This window comes from Pseudoduganella guangdongensis (assembly GCF_009857475.1).
Taxonomy (GTDB): domain Bacteria; phylum Pseudomonadota; class Gammaproteobacteria; order Burkholderiales; family Burkholderiaceae_D; genus Rugamonas; species Rugamonas guangdongensis.
In genome coordinates this window covers 1-24,292 of record NZ_WWCJ01000004.1, presented here as the reverse complement: position 1 = coordinate 24,292, position 24,292 = coordinate 1, and the positions used below count along the sequence as shown (strand labels likewise).

General features: G+C 64.6%; 14 protein-coding genes. 7 read left to right on the top strand and 7 right to left on the bottom strand.

Features of this window, described 5'->3' with window-relative positions; genetic code table 11:
* Positions 1-33: 33 nt before the first annotated feature.
* A complete protein-coding gene (locus tag GTP41_RS06140) occupies positions 34-1,308 on the bottom strand; it encodes an MFS transporter (protein WP_229502764.1) in 1,275 nt (424 codons plus the stop codon).
* Positions 1,309-1,481: 173 nt separating this feature from the next.
* Positions 1,482-3,863, bottom strand: coding sequence for a glycoside hydrolase family 31 protein (locus tag GTP41_RS06135; RefSeq protein WP_202419644.1), 2,382 nt, complete (start codon positions 3,861-3,863; stop codon positions 1,482-1,484).
* Between the two features lie 43 nt (positions 3,864-3,906).
* Between GTP41_RS06135 and GTP41_RS06130 the strand changes: the two genes are divergently transcribed.
* A complete protein-coding gene (locus GTP41_RS06130) occupies positions 3,907-5,724 on the top strand; it encodes a M2 family metallopeptidase (RefSeq protein ID WP_229502763.1) in 1,818 nt (605 codons plus the stop codon).
* Between the two features lie 45 nt (positions 5,725-5,769).
* On the opposite strand, the gene GTP41_RS06125 is transcribed toward GTP41_RS06130, so the two are convergent.
* Positions 5,770-8,499 (bottom strand): TonB-dependent receptor, encoded by a 2,730-nt coding sequence (locus GTP41_RS06125; RefSeq protein ID WP_161024694.1) that lies wholly within the window; start codon positions 8,497-8,499, stop codon positions 5,770-5,772.
* 311 nt (positions 8,500-8,810) lie between these two features.
* Here GTP41_RS06125 and GTP41_RS06120 point away from each other — a divergent pair, with 311 nt between their 5' ends.
* Both GTP41_RS06120 and GTP41_RS06115 read left to right on the top strand, forming a co-directional pair.
* On the top strand, positions 8,811-10,637 hold the full coding sequence (locus GTP41_RS06120; RefSeq protein ID WP_229502762.1) for a glycoside hydrolase family 13 protein: 1,827 nt from the start codon (positions 8,811-8,813) through the stop codon (positions 10,635-10,637).
* Positions 10,637-13,831 carry an alpha/beta hydrolase-fold protein gene (locus GTP41_RS06115; protein WP_229502761.1) on the top strand — a complete coding sequence of 1,065 codons (3,195 nt, stop codon included), beginning with the start codon at positions 10,637-10,639 and terminating at the stop codon, positions 13,829-13,831. The genes GTP41_RS06120 and GTP41_RS06115 overlap by 1 nt, the downstream gene beginning before the upstream one ends.
* Here GTP41_RS06115 and GTP41_RS06110 read toward each other — a convergent pair.
* The 4 genes from GTP41_RS06110 to GTP41_RS06095 form a co-directional block, all read right to left on the bottom strand.
* Entirely contained in the window at positions 13,828-15,462 is a 1,635-nt protein-coding gene (locus GTP41_RS06110) for a methyl-accepting chemotaxis protein (protein WP_161024693.1), read from the bottom strand. The genes GTP41_RS06115 and GTP41_RS06110 overlap by 4 nt on opposite strands.
* 133 nt (positions 15,463-15,595) lie before the next feature.
* Positions 15,596-16,099: a GNAT family N-acetyltransferase gene (locus GTP41_RS06105; protein WP_161024692.1), complete on the bottom strand. Its 504-nt coding sequence runs from the start codon at positions 16,097-16,099 to the stop codon at positions 15,596-15,598.
* Entirely contained in the window at positions 16,096-16,617 is a 522-nt protein-coding gene (locus GTP41_RS06100) for a GNAT family N-acetyltransferase (RefSeq protein ID WP_161024691.1), read from the bottom strand. The genes GTP41_RS06105 and GTP41_RS06100 overlap by 4 nt, the downstream gene beginning before the upstream one ends.
* Positions 16,618-16,651: 34 nt before the next feature.
* Positions 16,652-17,953: an amidohydrolase family protein gene (locus GTP41_RS06095; protein ID WP_161024690.1), complete on the bottom strand. Its 1,302-nt coding sequence runs from the start codon at positions 17,951-17,953 to the stop codon at positions 16,652-16,654.
* A 173-nt stretch (positions 17,954-18,126) separates the two neighbouring features.
* On the opposite strand from GTP41_RS06095, the gene phaP reads away from it, so the two are divergent.
* From phaP to GTP41_RS06075, 4 genes are all read left to right on the top strand, one after another.
* Positions 18,127-18,690, top strand: a complete 564-nt coding sequence (gene phaP / locus GTP41_RS06090) for a TIGR01841 family phasin (RefSeq protein ID WP_161024689.1) — start codon at positions 18,127-18,129, stop codon at positions 18,688-18,690.
* A 162-nt stretch (positions 18,691-18,852) separates the two neighbouring features.
* Entirely contained in the window at positions 18,853-20,604 is a 1,752-nt protein-coding gene (locus GTP41_RS06085) for an ABC transporter ATP-binding protein (protein ID WP_161024688.1), read from the top strand.
* The gene (locus GTP41_RS06080; RefSeq protein ID WP_161024687.1) at positions 20,552-22,378 is read left to right on the top strand and encodes an ABC transporter ATP-binding protein; all 1,827 of its coding nucleotides are present in this window, start codon (positions 20,552-20,554) and stop codon (positions 22,376-22,378) included. The genes GTP41_RS06085 and GTP41_RS06080 overlap by 53 nt, the downstream gene beginning before the upstream one ends.
* Positions 22,379-22,477: 99 nt before the next feature.
* Positions 22,478-24,292: methyl-accepting chemotaxis protein (locus GTP41_RS06075; RefSeq protein ID WP_161024686.1), on the top strand; the 1,815-nt coding region annotated here is incomplete at its 3' end.

Genomic DNA, 24,292 nt, shown 5'->3' with positions numbered 1-24,292 from the left:
CGAACGGCGCGGGCGGTGCGCGCCGCTGGATGGTCAGGCTTCTTTCTTGGCCGAGTCGCTCACGATGAGCGTGAGCACGCCGCCGATGGCCATGGAGATGCCGCCCAGTACCAGCACGCTGGCGGAGTGGCCGTCGAACAGGTGCTTGATGACCGGGCCGAGCACCAGGTTGGCGACGATCTGCGGCAGCACGACGAAGTAGTTGAAGACGCCCATGAAGTAGCCCATGCGCTTGGCCGGCAGCGCGCCTGCCAGGATCGCGTATGGCATGGTCAGGATGCTGGCCCAGGCAATGCCGACGCCGATCATCGGCAGCAGCAGCATGTGCCGGTCGTGGATGAAGGCGACGCTGGCCAGGCTCACGCCGCCGATCACCAGGCAGAGCATGTGCACAAAGCGGCGGCTGGTGACGTGCGCCAGTTTGGGCAGCAGGAATGCGGCCATGGCGGAGACGCCGCCGTAGGTGGCGAACAGCCAGCCGACCCAGTTGCCTGCTTCCTGGAACAGGGCGGATTTGCCGTCGGTGGTGCCGAACACGTTGTCGGCCACTGCCGGCGTGGTGAAGACCCACATGCCCATCAGCGCGAACCAGGTGAAGAACTGCACCAGCGCCAGCTGGGCCATGGTTTTCGGCATGTGCATCACGCCGCCGAATACTTCCTTCAGCGAGTGGGCGAAGCCGCGGCGCTGGGCGCGCTCCATGCGGAATTTCTCCACGTCTTCCGGTGGCAGTTCGTCGGCGGTCAGCACGGTCCACAGCACGGCCAGGAAGTAGGCGGCGCCGCCGGCGTAGAAGGAGTAGCGCACGGAGTCCGGAATGGCGCCGTTGACCACTTCGTTGCTGACGTGGAGGACGTCGGTGAAGATGGTCGGCAGCAGGGAGGCGATCACGCCGCCCAGGCCGATGAAGAAGGTCTGCATCGCGAAGCCGGCGGTCTGCTGCGATTCATCGAGCTTGTCGCCGACGAAGGCGCGGAACGGTTCCATCGAAATGTTGATCGATGCGTCCATCAGCCACAGGACCAGGATGGCCATCCACAACGCGGTGGAATTGGGCATCAGGAACAGGGCGATGCTGGCCAGCAGCGCGCCGATGAAGAAGAACGGGCGGCGGCGGCCCCATCTGGCGTGCCAGGTGTTGTCGCTCAGGTAGCCGATGATCGGTTGCACCAGCAGGCCGGTGACCGGTGCGGCCAGCCAGAACAGGGGCAATTCGTCCGGGGTGGCGCCCAGCGTGGAGAAAATGCGGCTGGTGTTGGTGTTCTGCAGCGCGAAGCCGAACTGGATGCCGAAGAAGCCGAAACTCATGTTCCACAGCTGCCAAAATGACAGCCGCGGTTTGATGGTGGAAGGTTGCATCTGGTGTCCCCGTTTTTTGTCCGCGCTTGCGTAAATTTGTAGCAAAATAACATGGCAACTACAGGCTGTCAATGCAATGACAGCCCGTAAACAGCCAGTTTCAGTGCTAATTTGTAGTCATGTTACAGAACGACTGACAATTTCGCTTTCATTGCCGCGCGCGCCGGCAGGGTCAGCTCAAGGGTGCGCGTGCGGGCGTCCCAGCGGGCGGCGACCGGCTTGCCATCCAGCGCCACGCTGCGCGGGCGGCTTGCCACATTGTGCACCTTGAGGGCATAGGTGCGGGCGACCGGCTGCCAGGCCTTGCCTACTTCGGTGTCGATGCCAATTGCAAAGCCGGCGGCGGAGGCGGCGGCGCTGAAGCGGGCCAGTTCGTACTTGCCTTGCGCGTGGGCGTCGGCGCTGGCCCCGTCGTCGTCGTACAGCTTGCCGGACGAGGCGGCGGCGCTGGCGTCATAGTAATAGTGCAGGTCAATCTGCTTTGCGCTGTAGTCGCGGGTGGATTGCACCACCTTGGCCATCGGCACCAGGGCGCCGGCGCGCACGAACACGGGAATGCGCTCGGGGACGACCTGCACTACTTCGTTGATGCCGCCCTTGTGCGCGGCGCCGCTGTGGAAGTCGAACCAGACTTTGGACGAGGCGGGGAAGTTGACTTCCTTGCGTTGCGCGCCAGGCTCGGTGACCGGGGCCACCAGGAAGTCGCGGCCCCACAGGTAGGTGGAGGCCACGCCGCCATCGCCGCCTTCGAACAGGATGGGGCGCATCAGCGGCAGGCCGCTCTGGCTGTTGTCGAAGGCTGCGCTGTAGTTATAGGGCAGCATGGCGTAGCGCAGGCGGATCGCTTCGCGCGCCAGCGATTTGGCGCGCTCGGCGCGGAACACCGGCTCGGACGGCACTTCCTCTTGCGCGTGCGGGCGGAACACGGGCTGGAACACGCCGTATTGCAGCCAGCGCACATACAGCTCGTCATCCAGCATCGGCGAGGCGAAGCCGCCCAGGTCGGAGTGCATATAGGCCAGGCCCTGCATGCCCATTTGCAGCGCGATCTCCATCTGCGACTGCAAACCGCCCCAGCTGCGCTGCACGTCGCCCGACCAGGGGATCATGCCGAAGCGCTGCGAGCCCGAGTAGCCGGCGCGCATCAGGATGAACGGGCGCTCCTGCGGGAACTCTTTTTGATAGCCTTCGGCGATCAGGCGCGCCCAGTCGTGACCATAGATATTGTGCACCTCGTCGGCGCCCAGCTCGCCCTTGCTGCCGTGGCGCAGGCTGGCCGGATGCACTTCCGGCTCGCCCAGGTCGCCCCACCAGCCGGCCACGCCGCCGGCCTTCAGCTCTTTATAGATGTTCCAGAACCAGTCGCGTCCTTCGGGGCGGTACAAGTCGATCAGGCCGGTGTTCCCAAAGTAGAAGTCGTAGCGGCCCGGCGCGCCGGTGGCGTCGCTCGCCAGCGCCTTCTTGGCGACCGCCTCCTGCCAGCGGCTGGAGGTGGTCAGCACGAAGGGCTCGGTGATGATCACGGTCTTCACGCCCTTGGCTGCCAGGTCGGCCATCATGCCTTTCGGGTTGGGGAAGCTGTCTTTGTCCCAGGCCAGGTTGCCCATGGTGCCCTGGACGGTCTTGCCGAACCAGTACAGGTCCAGCACCACGGCGTCGACCGGGATCTTCTCGGCGATGAACTTGTCGACCACGGCGCGGGTTTCCGCCTCCGTGCGGTAGCCGAAGCGGCTGGCGAAATTGCCGAAGGTCCAGCGCGGCGGCAAGGGCTGGCGGCCGGTCAGGCTGGTGTAGTTGGCCACCACGTCTTCCCATTGCTCGCCCGCCACCACCTGGTAGGTCTTGCGCCCGCCGATGGTTTCGTACGACAGGGTGCCGTCCTTCTTGCTGTCGAAGTCCAGATAGCCGGTCTGCGGGTTGTCGAAGTGGATGGCGTACTTCTTCGACGACAGCGCCATCGGGATGGTGAAGTTCAGCAGCGTGGAGCGCGCTTCGTAGCCATAGTGGGCGCGGTTATACAGTTGGAAGCGGTGGCCACGGCGGTTCATGCCGACCGCGCGCGCACCGGCGCCGTACAGGGCTTCGTCGCCGTCCAGCGCGAACTCCAGCGCCTCCATCTTGCCTTCGCGGCGGTAGCCGCGCTTCTCGGCCACCAGCGGCTTGCCCTTGTAGGCGTAGCTGATGCGGAAAGGCTTCTTCTCAATGCGCACGGTCAGGCCGGGCGTGGCGTATTCCAGCGCCCCGCCCTCTTCGCGCAGCGTGGTGGCCACGCCCGTTGGCGCCAGCACCACGGCGTGCGAGGCCGGGTCGAACTGTTCGCCGTTGGGGATAAAGGTGGTTTCCACCACAGCCGCCGAATACGGCTTGATGATGTATTTACCGTCATTTGTGCCGATTTCCAGCGAATTCGCGCTGCGAGCGGCAGAAATGAACTGGCGGTCGGCATTTTGGGCCAGGGCGGCCTGGCTGCAGAGGGCCAAAACTGCGAGTTGTATGAGTTTCATGAGTGATATATTAGCGGGCAGTTTTATCTGAGAGGAGATTGAATTGACTAAAACTACTATGAAAAAACCACTGGTCCTGGCCCTGGGCCTGGCCCTGGCGACGGGCTTCGCCCACGCCGCCCCCGCCCCGAAAAAGGGCAAGGGCACCCCGGCTGAAGCGAAGAAGTTTATCGCCCAGACCGAAGAAAAGTTCGACAAGCTGGGTCACATCGGCAGCCGCGCCGCCTGGGTCGCGCAAAACTTCATCACCGACGACACCGAAGCGCTGACCGCCTACTTCGGCGAGCTGCAGCTGGACGCGTCCGGCCAGGCCGCGCTGGAAGCACGCCGCTTTAACGGCGTGAAGCTGAGCGACGAGGAAGCGCGCAAGATCAAGCTGCTGCAATTGACGCTGATGCTGCCGAACGAGAAAGAGCGCCAGGCTTACGCCGACGCCAACGCCAAGCTGAATGGCGCCTACGGCAAAGCCAAGTACTGCACCGCCGACGGCAAGTGCCAGGCCCTGGGCGACCTGGAAAAAACCCTGGCCACCAGCCGCAACCCGAAAGAGCTGCTGGAAGCGTGGAGCGGCTGGCACCAGCAATCGCCGTCCTACAAAAAGCTGTACACCGAGTACGTTGAGCTGTCCAACAAGGGCGCGCGCGAAATGGGCTACGCCGACACCGGCGCCCTGTGGCGCGCGGGCTACGACATGAAGCCGGAGGAATTCTCGGCCGAGATGGAACGCATCTGGCAGCAGGTCAAGCCGCTGCACGAAGCGCTGCACACCTACACCCGCTACAAGCTGCGCGAAGCCTATGGCCCGGAAGTGGTGCCGCTGACCGGCCCGATCCCGGCCCACCTGTTCGGCAATATGTGGAGCCAGAGCTGGGAGAACATCTACCCGCTGCTGATGCCGGCCACCGGCGCCTCCAAATTCAACCTGACCAATGTGCTGGAACAGAAGAAGACCAGCGCCAAGGAGATGGTGCAGTACGGCGAGCGCTTCTACACCTCGCTCGGCATGCCTAAGCTGCCGGAGTCCTTCTACGAGCGTTCGCTGCTGGAAAAACCGCGCGACCGCGACGTGGTGTGCCACGCTTCCGCATGGCAGCTGGACGGCAAGGACGACGTGCGCATCAAGATGTGCATCCGCCCGACCGAAGAGGAATTCGCGGTGATCCACCACGAGCTGGGCCACATCTACTACGACCTGGCCTACAAGAACCAATCGAGCCTGTTCCGCAACGGCGCCAACGACGGCTTCCACGAAGCGATCGGCGACACCATTGCCCTGTCCATCACCCCGAACTACCTGAAGAAGGTCGGCCTGATGAACGAGGAACCGGACCCGAATGCCGCCACCGGCGAGCTGCTCAAGCGCGCCCTGGCCAAAGTAGCCTTCCTGCCATTCGCCTACTCGGTGGATAAATGGCGCTGGGACGTGTACGCCGGCAAGACCAAGCCTGCGGACTACGACAAGAGCTGGTGGCAGCTGCGCGAGCAGTACATGGGCGTGAAGCGCCCGCTGCCGATGCTGGCTGACGGTTTCGACGCCGGCGCCAAGTACCACGTGGCGGCCGACGTGCCGTACGCGCGCTACTTCCTGGCCCACCTGCTGCAATTCCAACTCCATCGTGCCCTGTGTAAGGAAGCCGGCTACACCGGCCCGCTGCACCAGTGCTCGATCTACGGCAGTGAAAAAGCAGGCAAGAAGCTGTGGTCCATGCTGGAGATGGGCGCTTCCAAGCCGTGGCCGGAAGCACTGAAAGCCGCCACCGGTGAAGAACGCATCGATGGCCAGGCTATGCTGGACTACTTCGCCCCGCTGAAAACCTGGCTGGACGAACAAAACAAGCAACTCGCCGCTAAAGCGAAGTAAAACAAAATCGGGGGCCGCGGCCCCCGATTTTTTTATGCTGCAGGATTAGAACTTGTAGTTCGCGCCCAGCAGGACGGTGCGGCCATACTTCTGGTATTCCAGTTGCTGGTTGGCGATACCGTTGTAGGTCTCGTAGGCTGCGTTGCGCAGGTTGTTCACCTGCAGCACCAGGCCCATGCCCTTGAACATGCCTTCGCCGAAGCTGTAGCCGATCTGGAAGTCGATGATGTTCTCACCCACCACGTAGCGCAGGGTGCGCTCGCCGGCGAAGTTACCGATCTCGCCCACGAAGTCGGAACGGCGACGCTGGCTGACACGGGTTTCGAAGCCTGCCTTCTCGTAGTACAGGGTCAGGTTGCTGGTGTTCTTCGACAGGCCCGGCAGCATAATGTTGGTGGCGATGCTGCTGCTCGGGTCCTTGATGGTGATCGCGCTGTCGGTGTAAGCATAGCTGCCGCTCACGCCGAAGCCGTCCAGCACCGGGGTTACCATGTTCAGCGGCAGGGAAGCGGTCAGCTCCAGGCCTTTCATGTTGCCGCCCTTGCCGTTGTAAGGCGCGGTGTAGTTACCGAACGGGGTGATCGCCTTGGTGCCCGGGATCTGCGCCGAGAAGTCGCGGGTGCGGGTCTCGGTGAAGATGTAGGTATCCAGCTTCTTGTAGAAACCAGCCAGCGACACGTACGCCTTCTTGCCGAAGTATTTTTCGTACGAGATGTCGAAGGCCTTGGCGCGCCATGGGTCCAGCTGGGCGTTACCGCCGCTGCCGCCTGGTTTGAAGTCGTTGGTGCCGACGTTGAAGTCCAGCGCAGCGCGCAGCTGGTCAACACGTGGGCGAGCCATCTGCTTGGCCAGGGCCATGCGCACGGTGTGGTCATTCTCGAAGCCGAACGCCAGGTTCAGGCTTGGCAGGTAGTCGGTATAGGTCTTGCCGTCGTGGACTGGCTTGACCTGGCTGCCGGCCGGGGCGGTGCCGTCCCAGTACTTGGCGTCGGACGACTGTTTGGTGTGCTGTGCCTGCACGCCGAAGTTACCGCGCACTGAAACGCCGCCCATGTCGTAGTCGATATTGGCTTTGGCGAAGGTGGTGGTGATCTTCTCATCCACGGTCCATGCCTTGGCAATCAGGTAGTCCAGGTTGTTGACCGGTGCAAAGGTCATGTACTTGGCAACCACGCCCGGGACGTTCCAGGCCGGGATCATGCCGACGCCGGCAAAGCCGAGATCGACCGAGTTATACATCAGGTCGGACGAGATGGTGGATGGCGCGCCCTTCAGGTTGATGCTGCCTTCCGGCTGGTCTTTGAACTTGCTGCGGTCGGAATAGTGCACGCCGAAATCGAAGCTCGAGAAGTACTTCTCCATAGCACCCGAGGACTGGATGTTGGCGGCCAGCTTGAAGCCGTTCAGCTCATCCTCGACCTTCGGGGTCTTGCCGTAGCCGGAACCGTAAATGGTGTTACGCACGTACAGGTTGGCCGGGTTGCTGTAATCGCGGCCAGGGTCCATGGTCGGGAAACCGCCGGTGCGGAAGCCCAGCTTGACGGAATCAAGGAATGGATTGCCGGCAGCATCGCTAATCTGCAGGTTGTTTTCCAGGCTCACTTCATCGCGCTTGGCGGTGGAGCGGCTGATGTCGGCTACCAGGGACCAGCCATCCAGCTTCCATTCATTGTTCCAGCCGATGGCGCGGATATCGTCCTTGCGCTTGTCGTACATGCCGCGCACCAGCGGGTACACGCCGGTTGCGGTGGCGCTGGACAGCACGCCGCCATTTGCGACGGCGTTTTCGAAGTTCAGGCCAGGGGTGTAGTTGCCGTTGTAGCCGCCGATATGCACTTCGAACTGGTTGGCGGTGTCTTCATGCTTGAACTGCGACGCGTACACGTCGATCATGCTGGTGAAGGTCTTGCTTGGGCGGTACTGCAGCACGCCCATCAGGCCATTGCGTTTGTTGTAGCCGCTGCGGCCCAGGGACTTGATGCCGTCGGTAACGGTGGTGCCAGCTGCTACGCCTGGGCGCGATTCGCGCTTCCATGGCTCGTACACGCCGGTTTCATAGGCCAGCTGCGGCTGATCCTGGTGGGCAAAGCCGATCGCCACGCCGATGGTGCGGTTGGCAAACTGGTCGATGTAGCTGAAGTTGAAGCGGTTGCCGCGGTCGTCGGTGTTGGCGATACCGCCCAGCGAGTTCTTCTCGACGCGGCCGCCCATGGAGAAGGTGCGCTTGCCAAAGGCCAGCGGACGCACGGTCTGCAGGTCCAGCGTACCGGACAGGCCCTGGCCCACCATGCCCGCATCCGGGGTCTTATAGATGGTCACGCCGCTAATCAGCTCGGACGGGTACTGGTCGAATTCCACGCTGCGGTTGTCGCCGGTGGAAACTTGCTCGCGGCCGTTCAGCAGGGTGGTGGAGAAGTCCGGCGACAGGCCACGGACGGAAATGTTCTGGGCACGGCCGGCAACACGCTGGGCGGCCAGGCCTGGCAGGCGGGCGATGGATTCGGCGATGGAGGAATCCGGCAGCTTGCCGATGTCTTCGGCGGAAATCGCTTCGACGATCGAGGTGGCGTTCTTCTTGACCGAGATCGCGTCTTCAATACCACGACGGATGCCGGACACGGTCACGGTTTGCATGGACGCATCGGCCGCCTGGCCGGTGGTGGTGTCTTGTGCGTATGCGGAGCCGGCGAAGGCAGATACGAAGACAGCGCAGCCAGCTGCAACTGGGCTCAGTCGGAATACGGTATTGCCTCGCTTACTTGCGAAGATGTTCATTAAAGTCCCCTCACTCATTAAACAATTTTCCCGCAACCTGCGCATACCGGTTTATTTCGACTACACGGGAATCCTTAGGAAGCGAACGCTCTTTCGGACGCTCTGAGCCGGATTCTGTACTAAAACTAGATTCAATGTCAATGAATGACTATCATCACCAGCATGTATTACTGCGAATAATTGAAGGCCGCCTTGGGGATTTCCTGTTGTTGCGTTGTATTTCGGCTACAGCCAGAGGCCAAATTCGATGTAGTAGAACTACAGCTCAATTGGGTGTATTGTCGGGCCCGTAAGACATTCCAACCGGAGACATGATGAGAAAGACCATTTGCGCCGCCCTGTTCGCGGCGGCCCTGCTGCCGAGCGCCTTCGCCGCCGAGGCGCGCATCCAGCATATGGAACCGCCGTTCTGGTGGGCCGGCATGCAGGACCCCAGGCTACAGTTGATGGTGCATGCGCCGCAGGTGGCGGGACTGGAGCCGTCCATCGACTATCCGGGCGTGCGCATTGCGAGCGTGAGCCGGGTCGCCAACCGCAATTACCTGTTCATCGACCTGGTGCTGGCGCCAGGCGTGGCGCCGGGGCGCTTCGACATCCGCTTCGCGGCACCGGGCAAGAGCGGCATGACGTATAGCTACCAGCTGCTGGCGCGCGCACCCGGCTCGGCCCAGCGCCAGGGTTTCAATTCGGCCGATGCGATCTACCAGGTCATGCCGGACCGGTTCGCCAACGGCGATCCGGCCAACGACAGCGTGGCGGGCATGCCGGACAAGGCCAACCGCGCCGATGGCAGCGGGCGCCACGGCGGCGACCTGGCCGGCATGACGGCGCACCTGGACTATGTGCGCGACATGGGCTTCACACAGATCTGGCCGACACCCCTGGTCGAGAACAACCAGGACAAGCATTCTTATCACGGCTATGCGGCAACCGACCATTACAAGGTGGATGCGCGCTATGGCAGCAACGAGGACTTCCGCAACTTCGTGGCGCAGGCGCGTACGCGCGGCATCGGCGTGATCCAGGACGTGGTGCTGAGCCACATCGGCAGCCGTCACTGGTGGCTGAAGGATATGCCGATGCCCGACTGGCTGAGCTACGACGGCAAGTTCACGCCCACGGCGCACCATCGGGTGGCCAATGTCGACCCTTACGGCAGCAAGGAGGATGCGCGCAACTTCACCCAGGGCTGGTTCGGGCCGCATATGCCGGACATGAACCAGGCCAATCCCTATGTGTCGAACTACCTGATCCAGAACAATATCTGGTGGATCGAGTATGCCGGGCTGTCCGGCCTGCGCGTGGACACCTACGGCTATTCCGAGACCGGCTTCCTCACCGAGTGGTCGCGCCGCCTGCGGGCGGAGTATCCGAACCTGAACATGGTGGGCGAGGAATGGAGCACGCGCATCCCGATCGTGGCGCGCTGGCAGGCGCTCAACGCGCCGAGCCTGATGGACTTCCCGCTCAACGACGCGCTGCGCAAGGCGCTGGCCGATACCGACGGCAGCTACCGCCTGTACGATGTGTACGAGACGCTGGCGCAGGACTACCTCTACCCTGCCCCCTCCAACCTGGTGCTGTTCGAGGGCAATCACGATTTGTCGCGCAGCTTCAGCGCGGTAAATAGCGACCCCGCCTTGCTGCGCATGGCGCTGGCCTTCACCCTGACCGTGCCGCGCATTCCGCAGTTCTATTACGGCACCGAGATCCTGATGCCGAGCACCGTCAAGGGACGCGACGATCCGTCCTACCGCCACGATATGCCGGGCGGCTGGGCCGGCGACCAGGTGAACGCCTTTACCGGCGCCGGCTTGAGCGCGGCGCAGCGCGAGATGCAGGCGTTCGTGCGCAAGCTGGCCAACTGGCGCAAGGGCTCCAGCGCGGTCAAACATGGCAAGATGATGCAATTCGGACCGGAGCAGGATACCTATGTGTACTTCCGTTATGACGACAAGCAGAAAATCATGGTAGCGCTGAACAAGAACACGGCCGATGTCACGCTGGACGCCGACCGTTTCCGCGAGATGCTGGCCGGTGCGCGCAGCGGCACCGACGTCATCACCGGCCGCAGCATGCCGCTGCAAGGCAAATTCACGCTGCCGGCGCGCAGCGTGCTGGTAATGGAGGTGCAGTGATGGCGCCCCGCCTCGCCCACGTCCAGCACCGGCCGGGCATGCCGCGCAAGGGCCGCGGCGCGGCGGCGCTCGCGGCATCCTTTGCGCTGGCGCTATCGGCCGCGCCGGCGCTCGCCAGCACCAGCATCGAACTGCCCTTCGGCGACCACCGCGCGCGCTTCGCAACGCCGGACGCGCAGGCGGCGCTGCGCAGCTACACGCACGCTACCACCATGGCGCTGCGCGACAACGCGCCGCAATCCATCACCTACACCGAGCAAGCCAGCCTGCCGCGCGTCCGCAGCGGCAACCTGGCCTTCGACGCCCTGTTCGCGCTGGCGGTCACGGAGATGAAACAGGACTCCGTCCAAGCCATCCGCGACGGCAGCTATAACGGCGGCCAGCCGATCGCCTGCGAGTGCTTTGAAACCGGCGAAAAGTGGCACTACGTGTGGACGCGCGACCTGTCCTATGCCGCCCACCTGGGCCTGGCCATGCTGGACCCGCAGCGCACCCGCAACTCCCTGCTGTTCAAGCTCTCCGGCTACCGTCAGGGCAAGCCCGCACTGGCGGCCGGCAGCGCAGACGGCCTGCAGATCGTGCAGGACACCGGCAGCGGCGGCAGCTGGCCGGTCAGCACCGACCGTGTCAGCTGGGCCTTCGGCGCCGAGCAGGCCCTGAAATCGTTGCCTGCCGCCGAACGCGCGCCGTTCGCGGCCAGCGCGCTGCAAGCCCTGCGCAACACCATCGAAAACGACCGCCTTGCAGCCTTCGATGCCGCCAGCGGCTTGTATAACGGCGAGCAATCCTTCCTGGACTGGCGCGAGCAGTCCTACGCGGCGTGGATTGCGCGCGACCTGTCCAGCATGGCCAGCGCCAAGTCGCTTTCCACCAACATCGCCCACTACAAGGCGCTGACGCTGGCCGCCGAGCTGGCACAGGAAGCGGGCGACAACAGCACCGCGCGCCGCTACACGCAATGGGCGGGCGCGCTGAAAATCGCCATCAACGAGCGCCTGTGGCTGAAGGATGCCGGCATGTACAGCAGCCTGACCGCCGGCCACTTCGACGGTGCGCCTTTGCACAAGTTCGACTGGCTGGGGCAGGCGCTGGCCATCATCACCGGCGTGGCCGATGCCGGCCAGGCCCAATCCATCCTGGCGCGCTACCCGCATGGCCCGCTCGGCGCGCCGGTCATCTGGCCGCAGCAGCCCGGCGTGCCGGTCTACCACAACCGCGCCTTGTGGCCCTTCGTTACCGCCTACGGCCTGCGCGCGGCGGTGCAGCATACCAATGTCGCGGTGGCGGATGCCGCCTACGCCAGCCTGCTGCAGGGCGCGGCGCTCAACCTCTCCAATATGGAGAATATGGAATGGCGCAGCGGCGATCCGTCCGCGCCGGCCATCAACTCGCGCCGCCAGCTTTGGTCGGTGGGCGGCTATCTCGGCATGGTGGTGCAGCAGATGTTCGGTATCGGCGTGGACGCGGAGCGTTTGCACGTGAACCCGTTCATCACCTCGCGCCTGCGGCGCGAATGGTTTGCCGGCAGCGACGTGGTCGAGCTTTCCAATCTCACATTGCATGGCAAGCGCCTGCACCTCAGGATCAAATTGCCGCCAGCCGTGGCGCTGGAAGGCGTCTACGTGCCAATCGGCGGCAAGCTGAACGGCCGCGACGCGCGCAGCCCGGTGCCGTGGAGCGAGCTGGCGGAGGATAACCTGATCGAGGTGGAAATGGGGCCGCTGGTGCCAGGGCGGCAGTCCATCACCTTCGCCGGTAGCGAAGACGCCTCCACTGCCCCGCCCGAACCCATCGTCCAGCAGGCCGCTGCCGGCGCGGCGGCAACGCTGCGTATCGCGCCCGCGCCCGGCACGCGCGACGAAGCGCGCTACAACATCTACCGCGACGGCCAGCTCGCCGCGCAAGGCGTCGCGGCCGGCGAGTGGCGCGAGCGCGCCACCGCGTCCCCGGCGCGGCATTGCTACACAGCGGAGGCAGTCCACCCGTCCAGCGCGGCGCGCAGCCACCATTCGCAACCGCTCTGCCCTGCCGGCGCACTGCAGGCTGACATCGACGCGCTGACGGTGACCAGGGAAGGCCGCTACCATCTGCAACTGCGCTACAACAACCACGCCCACCAGATCAACCTCGGCATCACCAACGCTGTGCAAGCCCTGCGCCTGCGCGACCAGCACGGCGCCCTGGTCGCGCAAGGCATCGTGCAAATGCCGCACAACGCCCCCGCCGACGGTCCCGCATGGTCCACCCCGCTGACCGCCCGGCTCAAGCCCGGTAGCTACAAGCTGGAATTGCAGCCCTTCTACAACATGAGCGACCTGCAAAGCAACGCCAGCTACGCCGACGCCGGCGGCGCCAGCGGCGCGCGCAACCGCGCCGAGGTACTGGCCACGCGCCTGCTGCCGGCAGCCGAAGCGCCCAAGCCGGCGCGCCACGGCACCCTGCAGCTGGTCGAAAAATTCAAATCGCCGCAACTTGGCAACGAACGCAGCTTGCGCATCTACCTGCCGCCCAGCTACGGCAGCGACACCAAGCGCCGCTACCCCGTGCTCTATATGCACGACGGCCAGAACCTGTTCGACGCCAAAACCGCCGCCTACGGCACTGAATGGAATATCGACGAAGTGGCCGACCGCCTGGTCAGGCAAGGGGATATGGAAGAAGTGATCGTGGTCGGCATCGACAATACCAGCGACCGCATCGGCGAATACACCCCCTGCTGCGACGCCAAGCATGGCGGCGGAAAGCTCAACGCCTACGCCGACTTTGTCGCCAAGACCGTCAAACCCTGGGTCGACAAGCAATACCGCACCAAGCCGGGCCGCGCCCACACCGCCATCATGGGATCTTCGCTGGGCGGCATCGCCTCGCTCGGCATCGCCCAGCGCTACCCTAAAGTCTTTTCGATGGCAGGCGGTTTCTCCAGCTCCTTCTGGTGGAACAACCGCGACGCGGTCCGCAACCCGCCCAAGCGCATGCCGCTCAAGCTGTATATCGACGCGGGAACGGTGTATGACGGCCTGGAGGACAGCGAAGCCTTCCGCCAGGCCCTGGTGAAGACCGGCTATCGCGAAGGGCGCGACCTGCTGTTTGTCGCCGACCAGGGCGGCCGCCACAACGAACTGTCATGGGCCAGCCGCGTCCACCTTGCGCTGGCCTGGTTCTTCGGCAAGCCAGCGCCCGGCGGGAAGCCTTAAGCAGGCAGGGTCTGCAGGCTGCGGCCTGCGGACATGCGCGTGCGGCCGGCAGCACCGGCCGGCTCGTGCACCTTGAACACCGAAACCGCCTCCGACAAGCTGGCAGCCTGCTGCTGCAAGGCCTCGGCGGCGGCAGCCGCCTCCTCCACCAGCGCCGCGTTCTGCTGCGTCACGCTATCCATCTGGCTGATGGCATCGCTGATTTGCTCGATGCCTTGGCTTTGCTCCCCGGTCGCCATGGCGATCTCGCCGATGATCGAGGTTACGCGACGCACGCTGCTCACCACTTCCTCCATGGTCACGCCAGCCTCGCCCACCAGGCGGCTGCCCGCTTCCACACGCTCCACGGAATCGCCGATCAGCTCCTTGATCTCCTTGGCCGCCGCAGCGGAGCGGTGCGCCAGGTTGCGCACCTCGCCCGCCACCACCGCAAAGCCGCGCCCCTGCTCGCCGGCGCGCGCCGCTTCCACCGCCGCATTCAGCGCCAGGATATTGGTCTGGAACGCAATGCCGTCGATCACGCCGATGATGTCCACGATCTTGCGCGACGATTCGTTGATCGCGCCCATGGTCTGCACCACCTCCGACACCGTGGCGCCGCCGCGCACCGCCACGTTGGACGCCTCGTCGGCCAGCTTGCGCGCCTGCGTGGCGTTCTCGTTGTTCTGCCTCACGGTACTGGTCAGCTCCGTCATGGAGGAAGCGGTTTCCTCCAGCGAGCTGGCTTGCTGCTCGGTGCGCGTAGACAGGTCCATGCTGCCCGTCGCCACCTCGTTGGACGCGCTGGCGATGGTCTCGGTGCCCTGCCGCACGCGGCTCACGATATCCGACAGGTTGCCGCTCATTTGCTTCAGCGCCGTCAGCAGCTCGCCCACCTCATCGCGCGTGGTCACTTCCACATCGCAGCGCAGGTCGCCCGCCGCCACGGTCTTGGCGATATCCAGCGCCTGGTCCAGCGGACGCGTAATGCCCTGCACAATCCACCACAGGAGGGCGGCGCCGATGGCGGTCGTCACCACCAGCACGATCATCAGCGTGAGGGTGGCGGCGCGGCTGCTCGCATCCGCCGCCGCCACCGCCTCTCCCGCATTCTTCTTGGCCTGGGCACCGATGTAGTCGACGATTTCATCGATCTTCTTGGTCGGCGCACGGTCCATGCCCTGCACCGCCTTGTCCAGCATCTTGTAGCTCTCCGGATTGGCGGAGTCGAACTGCTGCAGCGCAGCGCCGTAATTCTTGCCCAGCTCTTCGTGCATCTTGATCGCCTCATCCACCAGCGGGGTCTGCATCTTCAACTGGGTCAGCAAGCCGGACAGCTTTTGCAGCTCGGCGGCAGTGGACTGGCCGCTCTTTACAAAGGCCTTGGAGTACTTGTCCAGCTGCGCCGGGTCATGGCCGCGCACCAGGATATTCTTCCACTCCTGCACCTGGATCTTGAATTCCACCTGCGCGCCGCGCGCCGTGTCGACCGCCTGCGTCAGCGCGACCGAGCGCTGCATGCTCACCGCGTTGTCGGCCTTGATGGCGCCGATCGCGCTCCAGCCCTGGAAGCCCACCACCAACAAGGCGAGCAAAAAAAATCCACCCAGGCACGCCAGGCGGATACCGATTTTTAGGTTTCCGAAGTTCATGATTTGTATCCCGATTTGGTTGGCTGTTCGCCGGTTTTTTTCTTGGGGGCAACATTATGCCCCGCTTCCGGTCTGCTATCCAAATCATGCGCTCGAAAGTTGTAAAAGCCAAGAAACCAATCTTGGCCCAAACCTACTTGTTGTGTGGCGGGAACTCCATGCGGTACAGGTCAGTGGTGGGCTGGATGCGCTCCACGTAGTGCATGCCCAGCTTGCGCAGCAGCTGCGAGGAAGCGGTGTTGCTCGGCGACACGATACCGAGCAAAAACGGCAGGCCGACCACATCGCGGCCATAGGCCAGGGCGGCGGACGCCGCCTCCCACGCGTAGCCCTGCCCCCAATAGTCGGGCAGGTAGGCGTAGCCGATATCGGTGCCGGGCAGGGTGTCGCGCTTGATCAGGCCGCACATGCCGATGGCCGCACCGTCCTCCTTGCGCAGCACCAGCCACAGCGAATAGCCGAGGCGCGCCTGCATCTCGATCGGGCCGGCCAGCATGGCCGCGCGCGCGCCGTCCAGGTCGCGCACGCCTTTGTCGCCAATGTTTTCCAGGAAGGACGGCTCGTTCAGCAGTTTCAGGTAGAACGGCGCATCGTCAAGTGTGAGGGGACGCAGGGTCAGGCGTTGGGTATCGATCATTGTTCAGGCCAATCGTTGGGATCGGCCAGGAACTTGTACATCACATACACGTCGACAAAACCGAGCTGCTGGTGGCGGTAGGCACGCGGCAGCGTGCCGATTACGGAAAAGCCAAGCCGCTTCCACAGCAGCACGGCCGAGACATTGGTACTGACAACATAATTGAACTGCATGGCCAGATAGCCGTCGCGCCGCGCCTGCTCCAGGCAATGGCGGCCCAGCATCTTGCCGATGCCCACGCCTTGCGCGGCGGGGCTGACCATGAAGGAGGCATTGGCCACATGCGCGCCGCGGTCAAGCTGGTTGGACAACAGGCGGTACATGCCCAGCAGGCGGCCGGTATTCAGCACCGCCACCCAGGTCTTGACGCCGCGCCCGAACCAATAGGCATGGCAGTCATCGCGGCTGGTGTCCGCCGCGAAATAGTAGGTATCGCCGCTGGCGATCAACTCCTGGAAGATGGTCCACATGGAGTCAAAATCGTCTTCGGTGGCGGGGCGGATGACGATATCTTTCAAAGCTGCTCCTAATGGCAGGAATGATGCACAATTTTCATGCATTTTCCCTTGCAAGTCCAGCGCACCTGTCCAGCCGGAATCCGGTCTCGGCCGGACGGCCCGGCAAGTCCAGCCGCGCCCGCGCGCGCGGCGACTCGGCCACCACCCGGCCGCGCCGCAGCACCATGCGCCGGGCCGCGCGCAGGCGGATCGCCTCCACCGGATCGGCCGCGTCCAGCAGCACCAGGTCGGCATGGCAACCGGGCTGCAGGCCGTAGCCCTCCAGGCCCAGGATGCGCGCCGGGGCGCTGGTCACCGCCTCGAAGCACTGGCGCATGGCGTCCTGGCCCGTCATCTGCGCCACATGCAGTCCCATATGGGCCACCTCCAGCATATCGCCCGAACCCAGGCTGTACCACGGGTCCATTACGCAATCGTGGCCAAAGGCGACCTCGATGCCATGCGCCAGCATTTCCGGCACGCGGGTCATGCCGCGCCGCTTGGGGTAGCTGTCGTGCCGGCCCTGCAAGGTGATGTTGATGAGCGGGTTGGCGATGGCGGCCACGCCGGCTTCGCGGATCAGCGGCAGCAGCTTGCTCACATAGTAGTTGTCCATCGAATGCATGGAGGTCAGGTGCGAGCCGGCCACCCTGCCCTGCAGGCCCAGGCGCTGCGTGTGGTAGGCCAGGGTTTCGATATGGCGCGACAGCGGATCGTCCGATTCATCGCAATGCATATCCACGCGCACGCCCTGCTCCGCCGCGAATTCGCACAGGAGGCGCACCGACTCGGCGCCATCGGCCATGGTGCGCTCAAAGTGCGGGATGCCGCCCACCACGTCCACGCCGAGCGCAATGGCGCGTTTCAGGTTGGCCAGCGCGGTCGGGCTGCGCAGCACGCCATCCTGCGGAAAGGCCACCAGCTGCAGGTCGAGGTAAGGGGCCACGCGGCGCTTCACCTCCAGCAGCGCCTCCACCGCCAGCAGGCGGTCGTCGCAGACATCGACATGGGTGCGGATCGCCAGCAAGCCGCGCGCCACGGCCCAATCGCAGTATTGCAGCGCGCGTTCCACCAGCGCCTCCTGCGTCAGCTGCGGCTTCAGCTCGCCCCACAGCGCGATGCCCTCCAGCAGGGTGCCGGACTGGTTCACGCGCGGCAAGCCGTAGCTCAGGGTGGCGTCCATATGGAAATGGGCATCGACGAAAGGCGGCGCGACCAGGTCGCCCTCCGCATCGATTTCGCGCGCCGCCTTTACTTGCAAGGCGGGAGCGACAGCGGCGATGCGGCCACCCGCAATCGCAATATCGATATTCTGGCGCCCATCGGGCAGGCTGGCATGGCGGATCACAAGGTCCATCGCGGACTCCACAGGTGGGGATGGCCGATTGTAGGCAGGCGGCGGCGGGCATGCAATGTTGCGGTGCATAACTTCTGCTTAAAAAGTCGGCAGAAATGTCTTTCCATTGCAATAATTCGCCGCTAGAATGGACTTATTGCAGCGCACCATTTCCCATCGTTCCAGGAGAGAATATGTTTTCGATTCCCGAGCAATTTTCCGCAGCCACCAAGTCGCAGCTGGAAGCGCAGCTGAAAATCCTCAACAACTTCGCCTCCACCGCCTTCGAAGGCGCGCAAAAGGTGATCGCCCTCAACCTGAGCACCACCAAGGCCACTGTCGCCAAAGGGTCCGCCACCGCGCGCGAACTGCTGGAGGCCAAAGACCCGCAGGAATTCCTCGCCAAGAGCACCGCCAGCGTCCCGAATTTCGACGGCGTCTTCGCCTATGGCCGCGAGCTGTTCAGCATCGCCAGCAAGACCCAGTCCGAATTGTTCCAGGCCGCGCAAGAGCAGATCAAGGAAGCCAGCAAGCAAGCCGTGAAAGTGCCAAAACTGGCCGCCCCGGCAGCCGCGCCAGCACCGGTTGCAGCGCCCGTAGCAGCGCCAGCGGCCGCGCCAGTGGCGGCACCAGCCCCAGTAGCCGCAGCAGCCCCGGCACAAGCCGCCCCGAAAGCGGCAAAAGCCGAAGCCAAACCAGCCGCTAGCAAGCCTGAAGCCAAAGCTGAACCCGAAGAAGCACCGAAGTCCAAGAAATAAAGTAAGCGAATTCGTTGCATGAAAAATGGGGACGTACCCTATTTTCGCTCCGCGAAAGTAGGGTACGTCCCCATTTCTTTTGCAACGAATTTTCGTCTCCGGCGGGAAAATCTGCGCTGATGTATCCTAGCAGGCTCTTCGCAGCATTTTTCTTCTAAGCATATGAGTTTATCGCGCCTGATCGGTGGCTTCGTCCGCAGCCACTGGCGTCCTTATGCAGCGGCCGGCGCCATGCTGACCGGCGTTGCCATCATCGGTATCATGATTCCGCGCCAGATCGGCTTGATGGTCGATGGCCTGGCGGCCGGCCAACTTGGCCGGGAGGCGCTGTGGCAGGCGATCGGCCTGCTGCTCTTGCTGGGCCTGGCCAACTACGGCTTGCGCGTGGCCTGGCGCATGAAACTGTTTTCGGCGGCTTACCAGTTGGGCGTGGAGCTGCGCACGCGCTTTTATCGCCGCCTGTCCCTGCAAGGCCCGCAGTTTTTCCAGAAGCAGCGCACCGGCGACCTGATGGCGCTGGCCACCAATGATATCGATGCCATCGAGATGGCAGCCGGCGAGGCCATGCTGGCGGGCTTTGACGGCACGCTCACTTTGCTGCTGGTGCTGGGCATGATGCTGGTCGGCGTCGATTGGCGCCTGGCGCTGTTTGCGCTGATCCCCTTCCCCCTCATGGCGTGGGCGTTCTGGCGCATCTCTTCGCACATCCATACCGCGTCGGCCGATTCGCTGGGGCGCTTCAGTGCATTGAACGACCACGTGCAAGAGACCTTGTCGGGCGTGCGCACCTTGCGCGCACTGGGCCTGGAGCAGCGCAGCAGCAAGCGCTTCGAGGAGCTGGCCGGCGCGGCGGCGGATGCGAGCCTGAGCGCGCAGCGCTGGGAGGCGGCCTATGAGCCGGCGGTCGGTTTGACGCTGACGGCGGCCACCGGCCTGTCGCTGGGCCTGGGCGGCTACCTGGTGTGGATCAATGAGCTGACCATCGGCGAGCTGACCAGCTTCAGCATGTACCTGGGGCAGTTGATCTGGCCGATGTTCGCGGCCGGCTGGGTGCTGTCGCTGATCGAGCGTGGCCGCGCCGCTTATGCGCGCCTGCAGCCGATGCTCGATGCGCCGCTCACCATCGAGGACCACGGCACCCTGCCGCACGTCGCTGCGGGCGACCTGGAACTGCGCGGCGTGGGCTTTGCCTATCCGGGCCAGCAGGAGCCGGCGCTGGCCGACATCTCGCTGGTGCTGAAGCCGGGCCAGACCCTGGGCCTGGTGGGCCCGACCGGTTCCGGCAAGACGACTTTGCTGCGCGTGCTGCTGCGCCAGGTCACGCCGACCAGCGGGCAGGTTGCGTGGAACGGCGCCGCGCTGGATTCCTATACGCTGCAGGCGCTGCGTTCGGCCATCAGCTGGGTGCCGCAGGAGTCCTTCCTGTTCTCGGCGTCGATCGCGGAAAATATCGCGCTGGCGCGGCCTGAAGCGACCCGCGCGGAGGTGGAGCGCGCAGCCAACCTGGCGGCCATCCACGACGATATCCTGCTCTTCCCGCACCAGTACGAAACCGAAGTGGGCGAGAAGGGCATCACCCTCTCCGGCGGCCAGCGCCAGCGCGTGGCGATTGCGCGCGCCCTGCTGTCGGACAACGATTTGCTGCTGCTGGACGATGCGCTGTCGGCGGTGGATACCGGCACCGAGACCGCCATCCTGCAGCACCTGGAGGAACTGCGCCGCGCCCACACCACGCGCTGCGCCATCATCGCCAGCCATCGCCTGAGCGCGGTGGTGGATGCGGACCAGATCGTGGTGCTGCAGCATGGCCGCATCACGGAATCGGGCTCGCATGAGGAACTGCTTGCGCTGAACGGCTGGTATGCCAGCCAGTGGCGCTATCAACAACTGGAGGCCAGCCTTGACGCAGCCTGAGAAACAAAACGCCGGCGAACAAACGCGCCGGGCGATCGGCCTGCTGCGCGAAGCGTCCGGCCCCGACCTGCACCACCTGGGCTGGGCGGTGCTGTTCCTGACCGTGGCGGCCGGCCTGGAAGTGCTCGGCCCTTTGCTGGGCAAGCGCCTGATCGACAATCACCTGCTGCCCAAGCATCTGGACTGGCCGGTCATGGCCCTGCTGCTGGGCGGCGTGCTGGTGACGGGCTGGATTTCGACCTGGGTGCGCTACCGCCAGCTGGTGCGCCTGTCGGGCGTGGCCATGCGCTCGGTGCAGCGCCTGCGCGAGCGCGTCTACACCCATGTGCTGAAGCTGCCGATGGCCTTCTTCGACCGCGCCATCACCGGCCAGCTGGTATCGCGCGTGACCAACGACACGGAGGCGGTGAAAGGCCTCTACATCCAGGTGCTGTTTGTGATCCTGGACAGCACCATCGTGCTGCTCGGCACGGTGGCGGCCATGGGCTGGCTGGACTGGCGCCTGATGCTGATCGTGGTGGCGCTGCTGCCCTTCGTGCTGGTGATTGTCTGGCTCTACCAGCGACTGAGCGCGCCGGCGGTGACGCGCGCGCGCCAGCTGCGCAGCGATATCAATGCGCAGATCGCGGAATCGATCGGCGGCATGACGGTGCTGCAGGCGAACAACGCCGAGCTGCGCTTCGGCCAGCGCTTCGCCGCCACCAACGCGGACCACTACACCCAGCGCATGGCGGAGATCCGCGCCAACGCCTGGCTGCTGCGCCCGGCGCTGGACATGCTGAATATCCTGCTGCTGGCATCGGTGATTTTCGTCTTCGGCCAGCGCGATATGAGCGCGGCGGAAGTGGGCGTGCTGTACGCCTTCATCAACTACATCGCGCGCGTGATCGAGCCGCTGATCCAGATCACCATGCAGTTCAGCCAGTTGCAGCAATCGGTGGTGGCGACGGCGCGCGTGGCGGTGTTGCTGGATGAAGCCGTGGCGCAGGAGCACAACGCGGCCGGCGCCGCCCATGTGCGCCACGCCGCCAACGACGAGAACGCGCCGGCGGCCGACATCCGCCACCTGGACTTCGAATACATCGCAGGCCAGCGCGTGCTGCACGACCTGTCGCTGCAGATCCCGCAGGGTTCCTTCTTCGGCATCGTGGGCCATACCGGCAGCGGCAAGTCCACCCTGCTCTCGCTACTGCTGCGCTACTACCCGGCGCCGCACGGCAGCATCCGCATGAACGGCATGCTGCTGGATGAAATCGACAACGAGCAATTCCGCGCCGATGTCGGCCTGGTGCCGCAAGACCCCTTCCTGCTGGCCGCTTCGGCACGCGAGAACATCGATATGGGGCGCGGCCTGTCGCAGCAGGAGATCGAGGCGGCCGCGCGCGCGGCGCACTGCCACGACTTCATCATGGCGATGGAGGATGGCTACGAAACCGTGATGGGCGAAGGCGGCTCGCGCCTGTCTTCCGGCCAGAAGCAGCTGATCGCCATCGCCCGCGCGCTGGCCGGCAAGCCGCGCATCCTGCTGCTGGACGAGGCGACCTCGCGCATCGATTCGCACACCGAGCAAATCGTGCAGGTGGCGCTGAATGAGTTGCGCGGCCAGGTCACCATCATCGCCATCGCGCACCGCCTGTCCACCATCCGCGCGGCGGACCGCATCGTGGTGCTGAACCACGGCCGCATCGAGGAACAGGGCCCGCACGAGGATTTGATGCAGATTGAGAACGGTCTGTATCAACGACTCTACCTTTTACAACAGCTGGCCGCGTAACTTGTTGTGTCAGCGCAAAAGGTATTACTAGTAGATCGCTAGTGGGCGTATGCTGTCCCTGGAGTGTTCTTTCAAAAAGATCGCAACGGGGGCGGCGTCATGCAAAAAAATCTATCGATCAAGCGCATTTTCATTGCCTTTTTCGCCATCACAGTGGTGCTGGCGGCGATGACCACCCTGGCCCTGCTGCGCGTCGACAGCAAAGCGGCGGAAGCCAACCGCGCGGCCGATTCGCGCTACCAGTCCTACCTGCTGGCCGACGAGCTGCGGCAAAGCTCGGACGACCTGACCCGCCTGGCGCGCGTGTATGTGGTCTCGGGCGAGGCGGCCTACGAGCAGCAGTACATGGACATCCTGGCCATCCGCAACGGCCAGAAGCCGCGCCCCAAAAACTATGAGCGCATCTACTGGGACTTTGTGGCGGCGGGGGCGCCGGTCTCCCCGTCCTCCGGCCAGACGGTGGCGCTGTCCGAGCTGATGAAACGGGCCGGTTTCACCGAGCAGGAATTCGCCAAGCTGAAGGAGGCCGAGGCCAATTCCAATGAACTGGTGCGCACCGAGGTGATCGCCATGAACGCGGTCAAGGGCAAGTTCGACGACGGCAAGGGCGGCTTCACGCGCGAGGCGGAGCCGGACCTGGAACTGGCGCGCCGCATCATGCACGACAAGGCCTACCACCAGAACAAGGCCAAGATCATGCAGCCGGTGAACGAGTTCCTGGCCCTGCTCGACGAGCGCACCGGGGCCGAAGTGGCCGCCGCCACGGCGGCCTTCGACAAGGCGCAGTTCATGGCGCAGCTGCTGCAGACGCTGTCGGTGATCGCGGCGGTGGGCTGCCTGCTGTTCGCCTACCGCTACATCCGTTCCGGCCTGCAGCAGGCCATCGACACGGCGGAGTGCATCGCCGGCGGCGACCTGAGCCAGGATATCGACACCAGCCGCAGCGACGAAATTGGCCAGCTGCTGCTGGCGATGGAGCACATCAACAAGGGGCTGGCCGACATGATCGGCAATATCCGCAGCAGCACCGACCAGATGACGGTGGCCACCAGCGAGATCGCCACCGGCAATGCCGACCTGTCGGCGCGCACCGAGGCGCAGGCGTCCTCGCTGGAGGAAACGGCGAGCGCAATGGAGACCCTGACCGATACCGTGCAGCAGAACGCGACCAACGCCCAGCAAGCCAACCAGCTGGCGGCCGACGCGGCCGATGTAGCGGGGCAAGGCGGCGATGTGGTGGCGCAGGTGGTGAGCACCATGGGGGCGATCAAGGACAGCTCGGCGCGCATCAGCGACATCATCGGGGTGATCGACGGGATCGCGTTCCAGACCAATATCCTGGCCCTGAACGCGGCGGTGGAAGCGGCGCGCGCGGGCGAACAGGGGCGCGGCTTTGCGGTGGTGGCGTCCGAGGTGCGCAACCTGGCGCAGCGCAGCGCGGCGGCCGCCAAGGAGATCAAGGAACTGATCGGGGCGTCCGTCGCGCGCGTGGAGGAAGGCGGGCGCCTGGTCGATACGGCGGGCGACACCATGCAGCGCATCGTGGAGTCGGTGCACAAGGTGGCCGGCATCATGGGCGAGATCACCAGCGCCAGCCAGGAGCAGAGCAGCGGCATCGGCGAGGTGAATACCGCCATCGGGCAGATGGATGCGATCACGCAGCAGAACGCGGCGCTGGTCGAAGAAGCCGCCGCAGCGGCGGAAAGCTTGCAGGAGCAGGCGCAGTCGCTGGCGCAGGCGGTCAGTATCTTCCGCTTGAAGGGCGGCGGCCGCGCCGCGTCGCCGGCCGCCCGCGCCAAGGCCAGCGCCATCGCGCCTACACCGCGCGCCGCGGCGCACGCGTCAACGCTGGCCGTACACCGCGCCGCGCCAACCGCATCGAACGCCGCCGCCGCCGCCACCTCGGCAGCGGCG

What these genes read in the sequence shown, in the direction of transcription:
- phaP (WP_161024689.1), top strand. Translation starts at nt 18,127, where the DNA reads ATGTTTTCGATTCCCGAGCAATTTTCCGCAGCCACCAAGTCGCAGCTG.
- GTP41_RS06115 (WP_229502761.1), top strand. Translation starts at nt 10,637, where the DNA reads ATGGCGCCCCGCCTCGCCCACGTCCAGCACCGGCCGGGCATGCCGCGC.
- GTP41_RS06120 (WP_229502762.1), top strand. Translation starts at nt 8,811, where the DNA reads ATGATGAGAAAGACCATTTGCGCCGCCCTGTTCGCGGCGGCCCTGCTG.
- GTP41_RS06125 (WP_161024694.1), bottom strand. Translation starts at nt 8,499, where the DNA reads ATGAACATCTTCGCAAGTAAGCGAGGCAATACCGTATTCCGACTGAGC.
- GTP41_RS06110 (WP_161024693.1), bottom strand. Translation starts at nt 15,462, where the DNA reads ATGAACTTCGGAAACCTAAAAATCGGTATCCGCCTGGCGTGCCTGGGT.
- GTP41_RS06095 (WP_161024690.1), bottom strand. Translation starts at nt 17,953, where the DNA reads ATGGACCTTGTGATCCGCCATGCCAGCCTGCCCGATGGGCGCCAGAAT.
- GTP41_RS06105 (WP_161024692.1), bottom strand. Translation starts at nt 16,099, where the DNA reads ATGATCGATACCCAACGCCTGACCCTGCGTCCCCTCACACTTGACGAT.
- GTP41_RS06080 (WP_161024687.1), top strand. Translation starts at nt 20,552, where the DNA reads ATGCCAGCCAGTGGCGCTATCAACAACTGGAGGCCAGCCTTGACGCAG.
- GTP41_RS06135 (WP_202419644.1), bottom strand. Translation starts at nt 3,863, where the DNA reads ATGAAACTCATACAACTCGCAGTTTTGGCCCTCTGCAGCCAGGCCGCC.
- GTP41_RS06140 (WP_229502764.1), bottom strand. Translation starts at nt 1,308, where the DNA reads ATGAGTTTCGGCTTCTTCGGCATCCAGTTCGGCTTCGCGCTGCAGAAC.
- GTP41_RS06085 (WP_161024688.1), top strand. Translation starts at nt 18,853, where the DNA reads ATGAGTTTATCGCGCCTGATCGGTGGCTTCGTCCGCAGCCACTGGCGT.